Here is a 13,706-nt window from a genome sequence, read left to right as displayed (position 1 = left end):
CCTTAAAATGCCAATATTTTAATCTGATCCAATATCACCCCTTCATCAAGGGCTTTGATCTGAATCTCATCATCCGCACCTGCGGATGATGCTTTCGCCACTTTCAGTCGTACAGTTCTCGAAGCCTTGTTGGTCAGCACGTTTCTTTTCCATTCCTCATTCCTGTCTACCGTGTGATAATCAACTACCTGCAAATCTTTTCTATTCAATGAAATGGCGAACCTGATCAGCTTCCCCTCTACCGGATGATTGGGTGCGAGTGCAACCTCAATGCTAACCGAATCGGTTTTGATCTTTTTTACCGCATAAAATACGGAGCTGTTCTTTGCCAGGCTGATTGCCCCTCCTTCATAACCTAAGCCATGGCCAACAGGTGCCCTGCCTTCAAACTTCGAAAACTGATTGCCATTCATCGTCAACAGCGCTTTCTGTCTTACCGGCATTGGCGCTGTACTGGTGGTATGTGGCAGTTTCATAAAAACCGGTTGTTTTCGCGGTTGATCGTCCATCATATTCTTCCATTTGCCTCCGCCCAGGTTATTGTATTTAGAAGTAAGTGTTTCAATGGTATCAAAAGCCTTATCGCTTTGTTCCCAGCTCGCTTTACCATGTCTTGCCAGCTGTGCATAAAGCATTTTTTTATTCATTTCTGTAGCCCCTCTCACCGGATATTCAATTAGCTGATACCAGGCATCCTGTTTGGTGGCGCCGATTTCTTTAGACAATGAAATCACTTTTTCCGAAATTTTATCATAGGCAGAAATCCTGGATTTGATTTCCTGCTCATCCCAGGGCAAATCGCTTACTGTTTTATATTTTGGATCCTGTTCTTCTGTTCGGGTATTACCCATAAACTCGGGTTTGCGGATATAGGCCAGGCGATAATATTCATGCATTACATCAGCTAAATCAGCCGCCTTTTTTTGCCCGAATTCCCGTGCAAGCCAGTTAAGCAAGTGCTTGTCGAGCCCGTCTTTATTATCGGTTATGGCATTGATGTTCCATGCCATATCCAGAAACAGCTCAATCAGATACTCGCCTGGTTTAATGTCGCCAACATTCAGTATCCAGATGTCTTTAGCGCCTTTATTGTAGGCCATTTTCATCTGTGTGTAGATTTGGGCAGGATGATTGGTTGACAGCCAGAGGTAATCATGTGGTCTTCCCCAATAAGAAACGTGGTAATACACCCCGTTGCCACCTTTACGTGCACGCTCAGCGCTGTCAGGCAAATGGCGGATATAGCCATAGTTATCGTCGCACCACATCAAGGTCACATCATCGGGCACTTCAAGTCCCATATTATACACATCCAAAACTTCTTTATATGGAATAAATACCTGCGGTATTTTTTCTACATCGCTGTTCAGGTTTTTTCTTATCATCTCCCGCTGGTCTTTCAGCACATTCGTCAACGCATCATACTGCTCCTGCAAAGTGTTGGCACCCTGCATTTTGCCATCATGCACACCGCGAATCCCAAGCGTGTAAAGGTTATCCGAGTTTTTAAGCTGCTTTACGCGTTCCTCCCAGAATTTCAGTATGGCAGGTCTGTTGTGTACATAGTCATAATTGCCTGTTCCCTCTAATTTCCATTCTGCATTGGCATTCCGCATCATGGGTTCACAGTGTGATGCACCTACTACAATTCCATACTTATCGGCAATTTCTTTATTTCCGGGAGTGAGGTAAAAAGCTACTGATACCTCATGCATGGCCGGCCAGAAGGTATTGGCGCGCAAACGCAGGAGCAGTTCAAAAATCCGCGCATGGGTTTTAGGTCCGATTTGCCCTTTGATTTTTGAGGGTTCGTGAGTCAGGTAGCTCCAGGGTGTAAGTCCCCAATCCTCATCGTTAATAAAAATTCCCCTGAGCTTTACTGATGGGTATTCAAATAACTTAAAACCATTTTTAAACACCAAAGAATCCATTTTACTGATTTTGGCATCTGCCCACCATTCCCAGGGGGAAACGCCCATGCGCCTCGACAGTTCCAGAATCCCATAGGCGGTACCGCGTTTATCACTGCCAACGATACAGATCTGGTCGTTTTGTACTTTGATTACATAGGCTTCAGGGTGTAAACGTAAGTCTTGCAATGCTTGCTGATCCAGTAGCTTTTCAGCCTCTGAGCCTTTGCCCAGCGTACCGATAAGCAACTTTGAACTCGCACTCAAGATTGCATATCCACCGAACACCGCATGATAATCGTGGCTGAACATTCCAAATGCGGTATGCACCACTTGTTCTTCCTCATTAGAGAGGCTAACTTTTAATATTCTCCCTTTACTAAATATAAAATCAGCAGATACGTTATCGTGCATGGCCAGCATGATCACGATAAAAGCTATCCAGTATTTTTTCATTATTTGCTCGTTATGATGTCCGTAAGTTAAGATTTTCAGCCAGCATAACTGTCCTGCACCTTGGGTTACTCTGTAAAATTTCCATAACATCATTGCGCACTCTGAAAAAAAGTATGATTTGCACCCTTTAACAAACCCATTTCCGTAAAATATTCAGAATAACAAGATAAAACAATAAAATATACGGAAATAAGGCATTGTATTGTTATAAAAAACAACAATGCTGATATTTACAAAATAATCAACAAACAACCACGATGAAAAAATTACTGATCGCCATTGCTTTGCTAACCCTTTCCTATCAGGGCGCAAAAAGCCAGATTCTTAAACCAGTTACCTGGTCGTATGCTGCCAAAAAAACAAGTGCAACAACTGCAACGCTTTATATTAAAGCAACTGTTGACGAAGGCTGGCACCTGTACTCACAATTTGTTAAAGATGGCGGACCAGTGAAAACTACATTCACTTTTCCTGCCGGCAAGGGATACACACTTATCGGAAAAACCATTGAACCAAAACCAATTATCAAATTTGAATCTACATTCAAAATGGATGTAAGCTATTTTGAGAAATCGGTGATCTTTCAACAGAAAGTGAAGCTTACCGCAAAAAATGCAACGGTTAAGGGCAAAGTAGAATTTATGGTGTGTAACGACAAACAATGTCTGCCTCCTGAGGAAATTGAATTCAGCATCGCTGTAAAATAATAGCATCATGATTAACACATTTAAAGTCTTATTTTTAGGGCTATTGCTATCCTGTGCCCTATGCACAACCGGATACGCGCAAGACAGTACATCAACGGATGATCTGGTATTTACGGAAATTTCCCCTGCAACAGCAGACACGATCTCAAAGGCAACTGACACCACCGCTACCATAGTTAAAGCTGCGACGAAAGCTGAGCAAGTTCAAAACCCCGCCAAACCGCAGGAGCAAACACTCTGGGGTATATTTATAGCAGGTTTTGTAGGCGGACTTGCTGCTTTACTGATGCCCTGCATTTTCCCCATGCTCCCCTTAACCGTGAGTTTCTTCACTAAGGGAGCAGAAAAAGGAAGGGCTTTTGGAAAGGCCGCCCTTTACGGCTTTTTTATCATTCTGATTTATGTGGTACTCGGACTACTGGTGACCGTTATTTTTGGAGCCGATGCGCTGAACAGTTTATCTACAAACGGAATATTCAACTTTTTCTTCTTCCTGTTACTGATCACCTTTGCGGCTTCATTTTTCGGCGCGTTTGAATTGACGCTTCCATCCTCATGGGCTAACAAAATGGACAGCAATGCAGATAAGGGTGGCATTGCCGGTTTATTCTTTATGGCAGGTACACTGGCATTGGTTTCATTCTCCTGCACCGGGCCGATTATCGGAACCCTATTGGTTCAGGCAGCCACAACCGGAGCGCTATTAGGGCCGGCGATTGGCATGTTCGGCTTCTCATTTGCGCTTGCCATTCCCTTTGCCTTATTCGCACTTTTTCCTTCTGCGATGAACAAACTGCCAAAATCCGGTGGTTGGTTAAACAGCGTAAAAGTAGTGCTGGGTTTCCTGGAACTGGCTTTTGCTTTGAAATTTCTGAGCAATGTCGATCTGGCCTATCACTGGGAATGGTTCGACAGAGAAATCTTTCTTGCGCTGTGGATCATCATCTTCGGCATGATGGGCGCCTACCTGCTGGGTAAGCTTAAATTTTCACACGATAGTCCGGTTAACTATATATCTGTGCCGCGGTTATTTATGGCAACGATTATCCTGGCATTTACCATGTACCTGATCCCTGGCTTATGGGGAGCTCCATTGAAATCGGTATCCGCGTTTCTGCCTCCTCAGAATACACAGGACTTTGATTTGTACACCAGCAGTTTAGTTGGCGGTTCATTACCGGCAAAAACGGTGTCGGGAGGCCCTCATAAATATGCCGATAAGTTCCATGCTCCGTTGAAACTGGATGCCTACTTTGATTATAATGAAGCACTCGAAGCTGCGAAACAACAGCATAAACCAATCCTGATCGATTTTACCGGACATGCCTGTGTAAACTGCCGTAAAATGGAAGCCAATGTATGGCCGGATAAGGAAGTCTACAAAATGATCAGCCAGGATTACATCCTGGTGCAGTTATATGTAGACGACAAGAGCGAGCTGGCACCTGAAGATGTGGTAAAAACACCTGAAGGAAAAACACTTGGCACCATTGGTAAAAAGTGGAACGATTTGCAGGCCAGGAAATTTCAGTCGAACTCCCAGCCGTTTTATGTATTGCTCGACCCGGCAACTGAAACGCTGTTAAGCCCTCCGCAGGGAGCAGATTACGAAGTGGCCAATTATAAAAAATTCCTGGAAACCGGCCTTGCCGCTTTCCAGACAAGATAAAAGCAGGTGTTTAGAAGTTTACCACCTAGTTTTAGTTAGTTAATGATAAACAGGGGGCATGGCTGGATGGCGTGCCCTTGTTTTAATGTTTGCGCTATCCTGTTACCATCAATATAAAATATAAATTCACCATGAACGAGATCGTATATTTAGATAATGCTGCTACCACTTCACTGGATCCGGTTGTATTAGAGGCGATGCTGCCTTTTTTAACGCAGCACTATGGCAATCCTTCTTCTTCCTACAGCATAGGCAGACAAAGTAAAACAGCCATTGAGGCTGCCAGGAAAAAAGTGGCAGATTTGCTGGGCGTTAAAAGCACTTCCATCTACTTCACCAGTGGCGGCACCGAAAGCAATAATACCGCTATCGCTACGGCGGTAAAAACACTGGGCTGCACGCACATCATCACCTCTCCTATCGAGCACCATGCCGTGTTAAACACCGTTGAACATTATTGTGCCGACAAAAACATTACCTGTTCATTTGTAAACCTGAACGAATACGGGGAGGTGGACTATAACGATCTTGATTTACAGTTAAACAACCAAACCAAAGCAGGCATTAAGTGCCTAGTTAGCCTTATGCATGCCAATAATGAAATCGGTACTTTACTCGACCTTAAAAGGGCGGGAGAAATCTGTAACCGCTATGGCGCCATCTTTCATTCAGATTGTGTGCAAACCATTGGTCATTATCCTTTGCAACTGGCTGAATACGGTGTTCACTTCGCCTCCGCTTCCGGACATAAATTCCACGGCCCTAAAGGTACCGGGATACTTTATGTAAGCGCAGGTACCAAAATCACCCCTTTAATTCATGGCGGTGGCCAGGAGAGAAAAGTGCGGGCAGGAACAGAAAACGTACATGGAATGATTGGTTTTGCCAAAGCGCTGGAGCTGGCACACGAAAATTACCTGGGCGATCAGATCTACATCAGCAACCTAAACAAAACCATGCGCGATGGCCTGATGCAATTATCGCCTGAAATCAGCTTTAACAACAATGATAACGCACTTTACACAGTTTTGAGTGTCAACTTCCCGGGCAATATGGATACCGATCTGCTGCTGGCCATGCTGGATCAGGCAGGCATATGTGCATCTGGTGGTAGTGCCTGCAGCAGCGGCGACGACCATGGCAGCCATGTGATGCATGCATTGGGTAAAAAGCAAGCGGGGGCCACAATAAGGTTCTCATTCAGCAAGCTAACGCGGATGGGAGACATCGACATTGCGACAACCACATTGGCAGGCATCCTGAAATACCCATTATCATTAGCCTGAACATGCAGGTAGTCGGCTATTTCTCCACGCTGTTAATCGGCCTTTCATTGGGACTCATGGGCGCCGGCGGCAGCATCCTTACTGTTCCGGTACTGGTTTATTTTTTCCGGCTGGAGCCGGCTTCTGCGGTAAGATATTCGCTGTTTATTGTGGGCTCTACCAGCTCCATATCCAGCATCGCTAAATTTAAACAGGGAGAAGTTCTGTTCAAAAAGGGGATCATTTTTGCCTCCATATCCATTGTTATGGTATGGCTGATCAGAAGTTTTATTATCCCGAAAATCCCGGCAGTGCTATGGCATTGGCATGATGTAACGCTGACTTTTGGAATGCTTAGTATGATTATTTTTTCTTTGCTGATGATGATGGCCGCCAGAACGATGATGCAGGCGAAAAACGACTGCGACCTGGAACAAGCTGAAAATTCAAATTCCATTTCGATATTGATTGGATGCGCTGTGGCCACAGGTGTGTTAACAGGCTTCCTTGGTGCTGGTGGTGGCTTTCTGATTGTTCCGGCTTTAACCTTATTCTTTCATCTTGACATCAAAAAGGCGGTCGGTACGTCATTGTTTATCATCTCGCTCAATACCTTGTCAGGCTTCCTGAGCGATCTTGGTTTACAGGAAGTCAACTGGACATTTCTTTTGTTAACCACCGCTTTGGCCATTACTGGTGCTGTGTTGGGGCAGAGAATTTCCCACTTGTTCAATACCCGGCAGCTCAGGCTTTGCTTCGGCTGGTTTATACTGATACTGGCCATTGTCATTCTTGCGGTGCAGGCCGGCGAGATCACCAATCTATAATTTTATTCCAATAAAAAACCATATGAAAATAAAACAGCTCTACGAGAAATGTCTTTCACAGGCTTCCTATTATATCGAACATAACGGTGAAGCTGTGGTGATTGATCCGCTTAGGGATATCGATGCTTATCTTGAGCTGGCAGAACAGGATCAGGCTAGCATTACTTTCATCATGGAAACGCATTTCCATGCTGACTTCGTGAGCGGACATCTGGAACTTGCGGCAAAAACCGGTGCCACCATTGTATTGGGACCAGGCGCACAAACTGCCTACCCAAGCTATAATGGAGCAGATGGCGAAAACTTTTCTATTGGCGGAGCAACCCTGAAACTTTTACACACCCCTGGGCATACCCTGGAAAGTTCCTGTTTCCTGCTCCTGGATGAGCAGGGAATTGAACAAGCCATTTTTACCGGAGATACTCTATTTCTCGGCGATGTAGGCAGACCCGACCTTGCGCAGTCGCCTGACCTGGATATCAGCCAGGAGGATCTGGCAGGCATGCTTTACGATTCGCTTAGAAATAAAATACTTCCGTTAGCCGATCATACCGTTATTTATCCAGGCCACGGCGCAGGAAGTGCCTGCGGTAAGAACATGAGTAAGGAAACCATTGGCGACCTGGGTTCACAGCGGCTGAGCAATTATGCCCTGGCTGCCGATCTTTCACGTGAAGATTTCATCAGCGAACTCTGTGGCAACCTTGCGGCCCCGCCCGCATATTTCCCCATGAATGTAGAACTGAATATCAAAGGCTATCCCCTGCTTGAAAAGGTACTTCATCAGGCCGTTCAGGGGCTCAGCGCATCATCTTTCAAAAGCCGCATGGCGGTACCCGGAACCCTGGTTCTGGATACCAGAAAACCCGATATCTTTGCTTCAGCACATATTCCCGGATCAATCAACATCGGGCTCGACGGCAGTTTCGCTCCGTGGGTGGGTGCCCTGCTTCCCATCAATCAGCAACGTATATTGATCATTGCTGAACCAGGCCGTGAAACCGAAGTCATCAGGCGACTGGCCCGTATCGGTTATCACCAGTGCGAAGGCTTTTTGATGGTCGGATTTGAGGAGTGGGTGAACAGTGGCAACGCAACAGATACCATTGAAAACATCAGCGCTGAAAGTTTTAATCAGCTCCTTTCCGAAGGGAGATATAATGTCATTGATGTGCGTGCAAAATCAGAACACGAACAAGGAACGGTATCCGGCGCATTGAACCTTCCGCTCGATCAGATCGCTCAGGCCGCTGAAGCGCTTGATCCTGGTAAACCCTATCTGGTTTATTGTGCAGGCGGTTACCGCTCGATGATCTTCATCTCCATACTGAAAGCGCAAGGAATCAGGAAACTGACCAATATTACCGGAGGCTATCACGCAATCAGTGCTATTGTTCACTGAACGCTGATGCTAAATAACTAATTTAAAAGGCTTTGAAAGAAACTATTGCACTATAGCTTTGTTTAAACCTCATGGCAACTACACGAGAACTTATCACTAAAGTCAATCAGATTTTCGGGGAAAACAGGATGGACGAATTTATAGACTTCCTGTCAGATGACATTATCTGGGAGATGTTCAGCTCATCTAACGGGCATACCACATTACGGGGAAAAGAGGAGATCAGTAATATGGACGGAGGCGAGAATATGCCTGAACGGATGTATTTTCAATTTGGAACCATTATCATTGAGGGTGACAAAGCATCTGTGGAATGCACAAGCTCAGGTGTAAGACCAGATGGAAGTCAATATAGTGGTGCATCATGCGATATTTATCATTTTTCCAACGATAAAATTGTTCGCATGGTTTCGTATGTTGTTGACAATAGTACTAAATCCCCATCTGAATATTAGCAAAGCGAAGGTTCAAATAAAAGCATAAAGGAATGGCTAAAATGCCGATTCCAGCATTTGGCTAGGATAAAAGCACTCAAAAACGGCCTTGGCGGCATTACGCTGGCACTTTCCTAGGCATTTTATCCTAGCATGTTCCTATCTGGTTCCTATCTTGTTCCTTCCAATATCCTAGCTGTTACCTGCGACGGTACTACAAACCTATAAGGAAACCTATGGCAAACCATGGCCCCCGTAGCGTTTTCTATTATTAGGTAATTGAAAATAAGATTTTTCCCGGAAGAAAGTAATCTTAAAAAAAACGCTCCGAATGTTTATCCGGAGCGTTTCATATGATGATAAGATTGTGTATCTGAAATTATTTTTTATCAGCTTTAAGCGTCAAACCGATTTCCACATCTTTTGAAATAATCCAGTTTTCAGGACTTCCTTCTGCCTTATAATTAATTCCCCATGCACTTCTGTCGATGATGAACTTGGCAGTTGCCGTAACGCCGGTACCCGAAACTTCTACTTTCGACGGGAAGGTAATGTTCAATGTACTGTCTCTAAGAGTCAGGTTTCCGCTGATCAAATAGTTAGGATCTTTTAACAGGCTCGATGGCTGTGCGCCGGTAAATGGCTCTACTTTAGTGATCACAAATTTAGCAGTAGGGAATTTAGCTACGTCAAAAAAGTCAGGGCTTTTCAGGTGACCTTCCAAATCACTGGCTTTTTTGTCTTTTTCAGTAACAGATGCCGGATCAACTTTCAAAGAAGCCAGGTTGATGGTGAATTCACCACCAGTTAATGAATCATTATTTACAGAAACGCTTCCTGAAGTAACGCTGATTTTACCCCAACGTGGAGCAAGTCCACCTTTATGGGTAGCTTTCCAGTCAACCGAAGTACCTACGGTATCAAGTGCTAAAGTTTCACCTGTTTGTGTTGCAGCAGTTTGTTCTGTGGTAGTTTTCGCACTATCGTTCGAAGAACCTCCGCACGATGCGAGTAAAAGAAGCGCTGGAAGCGCAAAAAATAGTTTTTTCATCTGATATAAATTTAAGTTTAAATAAAATTACCCTTTTTTGAATTTCAAAAGTAGTGCCTGAATTTAAGGAATGAATTGATGTATGTTAATAAACTTCATTTTCAATCATTTCTATGAACCATTTCCTCAAAATTTTGGTTATGATGCCAGTATGAGTAAAAATAAGAAAATTATATTTTTCGGAGATAGCCTGACTGCAGGTTACGGATTGAGACAACCACAAAACGAAGCCGTCCCGGCCTTGCTTTCAGCAAATATTCAGGCTGCAGGGTTCAACTATGAAGTGGTGAATGCAGGAATAAGTGGCGATACGTCGCGCTCCGCTTTAAGCAGGCTTTCTTCAGTATTACAGGGCGACGTGGCTGGTTTTATTTTGGAACTGGGCGCCAATGATTTTCTAAGAGGGCATGCGCCTGCAGAGGTTTCAGCAAATTTACAAACGATCATTAACCAGGTGCGCAAAGCCTATCCTGCAGCATGGATCTTGCTGTTGGGTATTGAATTACCGGCATGGGTGCAAGCCTTTCAGGGATCAGGTTATGCGAATATCTTCCGTGAACTGGCCACTGTGAATAAAATTTTTCTGGTGCCTTCCTTTTTAAAAGGGGTGACAGGAAACCGCAGCTTAAATATGATCGATGGTGTACATCCACTTGCCAGCGGCTACATTAAAGCAGCTGAGAATATCTGGCCCACTTTGCTTGCGATATTGCAAAACGATTCATTAAAAGGTTAGCACATGATATTAATCAGATGAATTATCGACTTTCTTTGCTAAGCATGTAATATGAGTTCTATACGAACCTTCGACAAACCTACTGTCGGGTAACTACCTAATTACCCGCTGGCTTAACCAAATCCATATCCAGACTTGGCGGAACAGCAAAGTCAGTAATAGCGTCGGGCTTCGATGGGTTAAAGCTAAATCCGGGAACTAGAAACTTTTTGATCCCCAGATTCGACTGTTGAATACCCAATGCCACGCATTTCGCCAGCTCATAAGCGCCATAAGAATTAAAATGGGTATTATCTGCCAGTTCTTTATCCTGGCCCGGATAGGTATTAGCAGGATAAAACACAAAAGCTTTTTTTGAAGGTTCCACACCCAAAGCATCGTATAAAACGGCAGTCATGGCGTTCAGGTCAATTAACTCCACCTTTTCATCGGCTGCTACTTTTTTGGCCGCTGCAGGAAAATCGCCAAGTGTATTGATCGTTTTACCATTCTCATCGAAACGGCGTCTGCTGGTGGAAGTTACGATCACCGGAATTCCGCCCTTCTTTTTCGCTTCAGCGATATAGTATTTAAAGTTTTCGGTATAGGATTTCCAGGCACCATCATTTTCTCCCTTCATTTTCTGATCATTATGACCGAATTCAATAAAAAGATAATCGCCGGGTTTGATTAGTGTCAGTATTTTTTCCAGACGTTTCTGTCCGTTGAAGCTGGCCAGGGTTAATCCCGATTCGGCATAGTTGGCAAAAGCCACTCCCGGCTCGAAAAAACGCGGAATCATTTGTCCCCATGAAGCCCAGGGCTCCGCACGCTGATCAACAACGGTGGAGTTTCCGGCCAAATAAACTGTAACCTGATCTTCCACCTTTGTAAGCTCCAATGCAGCAACCGAAGGTTTAGCCCCATTAAATTCAAGCGTCAGTTTTTTATCCCAGCTTCTGCTGTTTAGTTCCCGATCGTTGAGTTTCACCATTGCGCCTGTGCTGATTTCAGGATTACGTACATTTACAATAAAAGTTTTCGTTACAAACTCACCCGGTTTAGTGGTGATGTTTTCAAGCATTAAACGGCGCGATTCGGCTTTCACGGTCGTTGCGGTTTTTACTTTGGCATCGCCCAGGGTCAGCGTTACTTTGTAGTTGCCTTCCGGTACATTTACCGAAAAATAAAAGGGTTGGCCTGCAGTGATCGTGCTTTGTTTGATGAGGTCTCTCCCTCCACCCAATGCTACATTCACCGGCGTACCCGATTCAAATCCATATCCTTTTTCAGGTATAAATGCTGATTTTTCGTTGACCAAAACATAACCTGGTGGTACTTTGCCGGAGCCAAATTTAAATTTGTAATTGCTTTGCTGGGCGAAGAGGGTAATGCTTGATAAAAGTAAAACGGAAAGTGATGATATGGATTTGAATTTATTCATTAGTGCTGATGATGACTGAATTTTTATACAAGATATGGATTAAAATCTTTTGCTTATTCTTTTAAGAGTCCACCGGATTATTTATTTAGCCCAGTCGAAAGGTAAATACCAGTTGGCAGGATCCATTAGTTTCTCCCTAACCGCACTGGCATTGGGATTTCCGGCTTTTAACAGTTTCTGATAAATCTTATCGGCAAGGAATGCCGGATTATTCTGTCGGCGGGCAATGCGTAATAAATCTGGCCAGCGGTTACCTTCAAATGCAAGCTCCAATGCGGCTTCTTCAATCAGCTTGCCTTCCAGGCCAATCATATCGGTCTGAAAACTTACGTCAATCGGATTTAACACTGCCCTGCCTCTTATACCGATACTGCGGTACCAGGTACCAGACACATCGTTATTTTTCCTCGCATCAAAGTAGTAAGGCGAGCTTTGTGGATAAGGGGTAATCATGGTATTGAGTTCCGCAACGGTAGCGGGCGACATCGCTCCAGCAACAAATGTTCCTACATAATAAGTTCTGTTTAACCCGATGTTCAGAAATGCCCAACCCAGTTTGGTCTGCCCGTCCCGGTTAGCCGCTTCTGAAAAGCGTAGGTGTAACAATGCAGCACGGTAGATGCCCCATTTACCACCGTTATCGGTAAACTTTGTGATGGCATCACCCATTGCTGAAGCTGTGTAAGACAGTTTACTTCTCGAATCATAAGGAATACCATTGTTACCTCTTTGGCTATTCCACAGGTCTTTTACCGCTTGCGACGGCCGGATCTGGTAGCTTTTAAGGGGTGAGCAAAGGTCAATCATCGGATTAACAGGTTTAAAAGTAGATCCGTAAGGCATCGCCCAAAACCATTCAGAGCTCCATGCACTGAGGGTAGTTGGCAAACCAAATATACCACGCCAGCCTGCATCAGGACTGTTTAGCAAGCTGCTATCGTCCTGACTTCTGGTGAACTGTACAGCCAGGTTAGAGTATACGGCATCAACAAAATTGTTTATTTTATAGAAGTTAAAACGTACGTTATCGTTAGTATTAGTATTTTCAGCATTCATCAGTTTAGCATAGTTTTCTGCTGCTTTCAGGTAATTACCTTTCCACAAATACAGATCACCCAATAAAAATGCTTTCGACATGAAAAGCTTTTGCGTGTAGTTCCCATCAATGGTTACCAGAAGCGAATTACCTGCCGGATAAGCATATGGTTCCTTATAAGGTAAACTTTCGTTTAAAGCAATCAAACGGTCTAATAACTGATCAAAAGAAATTTTAGGATAGGTGTTCAGGTTATTTAAATCCTCAACCGTTTTGAAAGAATCGGTAATATAAGGCACACTACCGTACTGTATCCCCAATTGTAAATAAATCCAGCTTCTAAGGGATGCAATATCAGAGTAACGTTTATTGTAGTCATCCACACTCATCCTCAGGCTGGCTTTCATCGCATCGAAATTTTTAAGCACATCGTTGCAATTCACAATTACCTGATAATAAGGCCTTGGGTCCACATAAGGATTGTTTTTTGTTTCGGTATGTGAAGATAGCTCCTGCAAATCAGCCGTCGATCTGCTGGTCACATCCATCAGGTCGCCGCGAAGCTCGTTTTGCAGTACGTATAGTTTTTCAAGCCCCTGGAATTGCCCGTAAATCCCAATTACAGCGGCATCTGCATCAGAAACCGTTTTAAAACCATTGGCACTATCCAGTTTATCTTCTGCAGGTACATCAAGCATTTTCTTGCACGACCACTGGCCTGCCGACAAAACACCAAGTAAGCATAACGCTGCAATATTTTTATTGAAATTGATTTTCATAATGAATTTTT

11 protein-coding genes are annotated in these 13,706 nt (G+C 44.1%); 7 read left to right on the top strand and 4 right to left on the bottom strand.

Annotated features, from left to right (window positions below; genetic code table 11):
• Positions 1-2 precede the first annotated feature (2 nt).
• Positions 3-2,366, bottom strand: a complete 2,364-nt coding sequence (locus AC570I_RS02725; protein WP_497404219.1) for a glycosyl hydrolase 115 family protein — start codon at positions 2,364-2,366, stop codon at positions 3-5.
• A gap of 257 nt (positions 2,367-2,623) precedes the next feature.
• Here AC570I_RS02725 and AC570I_RS02720 point away from each other — a divergent pair, with 257 nt between their 5' ends.
• The 6 genes from AC570I_RS02720 (at position 2,624) to AC570I_RS02695 (ending at position 8,691) form a co-directional block, all read left to right on the top strand.
• A complete protein-coding gene (locus AC570I_RS02720) occupies positions 2,624-3,073 on the top strand; it encodes a protein-disulfide reductase DsbD N-terminal domain-containing protein (protein WP_497404217.1) in 450 nt (149 codons plus the stop codon).
• Between the two features lie 7 nt (positions 3,074-3,080).
• Entirely contained in the window at positions 3,081-4,742 is a 1,662-nt protein-coding gene (locus AC570I_RS02715; protein WP_497404215.1) for a protein-disulfide reductase DsbD family protein, read from the top strand.
• A gap of 131 nt (positions 4,743-4,873) precedes the next feature.
• On the top strand, positions 4,874-6,028 hold the full coding sequence (locus tag AC570I_RS02710; protein ID WP_497404213.1) for a cysteine desulfurase family protein: 1,155 nt from the start codon (positions 4,874-4,876) through the stop codon (positions 6,026-6,028).
• A 2-nt stretch (positions 6,029-6,030) separates the two neighbouring features.
• Positions 6,031-6,834, top strand: a complete 804-nt coding sequence (locus AC570I_RS02705; protein WP_497404211.1) for a sulfite exporter TauE/SafE family protein — start codon at positions 6,031-6,033, stop codon at positions 6,832-6,834.
• Positions 6,835-6,856: 22 nt separating this feature from the next.
• Positions 6,857-8,236 carry an MBL fold metallo-hydrolase gene (locus tag AC570I_RS02700; protein WP_497404209.1) on the top strand — a complete coding sequence of 460 codons (1,380 nt, stop codon included), beginning with the start codon at positions 6,857-6,859 and terminating at the stop codon, positions 8,234-8,236.
• Positions 8,237-8,307: 71 nt separating this feature from the next.
• Positions 8,308-8,691 carry a nuclear transport factor 2 family protein gene (locus tag AC570I_RS02695; protein WP_497404207.1) on the top strand — a complete coding sequence of 128 codons (384 nt, stop codon included), beginning with the start codon at positions 8,308-8,310 and terminating at the stop codon, positions 8,689-8,691.
• Positions 8,692-9,049: 358 nt separating this feature from the next.
• Here AC570I_RS02695 and AC570I_RS02690 read toward each other — a convergent pair whose 3' ends face one another.
• Positions 9,050-9,721 carry a YceI family protein gene (locus AC570I_RS02690; protein WP_497404205.1) on the bottom strand — a complete coding sequence of 224 codons (672 nt, stop codon included), beginning with the start codon at positions 9,719-9,721 and terminating at the stop codon, positions 9,050-9,052.
• A 151-nt stretch (positions 9,722-9,872) separates the two neighbouring features.
• Here AC570I_RS02690 and AC570I_RS02685 point away from each other — a divergent pair, with 151 nt between their 5' ends.
• Entirely contained in the window at positions 9,873-10,457 is a 585-nt protein-coding gene (locus AC570I_RS02685) for a GDSL-type esterase/lipase family protein (RefSeq protein WP_497404203.1), read from the top strand.
• Positions 10,458-10,554: 97 nt separating this feature from the next.
• Here AC570I_RS02685 and AC570I_RS02680 read toward each other — a convergent pair whose 3' ends face one another.
• Positions 10,555-11,880, bottom strand: a complete 1,326-nt coding sequence (locus tag AC570I_RS02680) for a rhamnogalacturonan acetylesterase (RefSeq protein WP_497404201.1) — start codon at positions 11,878-11,880, stop codon at positions 10,555-10,557.
• An 81-nt stretch (positions 11,881-11,961) separates the two neighbouring features.
• Entirely contained in the window at positions 11,962-13,695 is a 1,734-nt protein-coding gene (locus AC570I_RS02675) for a RagB/SusD family nutrient uptake outer membrane protein (protein ID WP_497404199.1), read from the bottom strand.
• Between the last annotated feature and the right edge of the window lie 11 nt (positions 13,696-13,706).

It is taken from the genome of Pedobacter sp. A2324 (genome assembly GCF_059693705.1).
The sequence above is the reverse complement of the archived record's forward strand: the minus strand, read 5'-3'. Positions and strand labels throughout refer to the sequence as shown.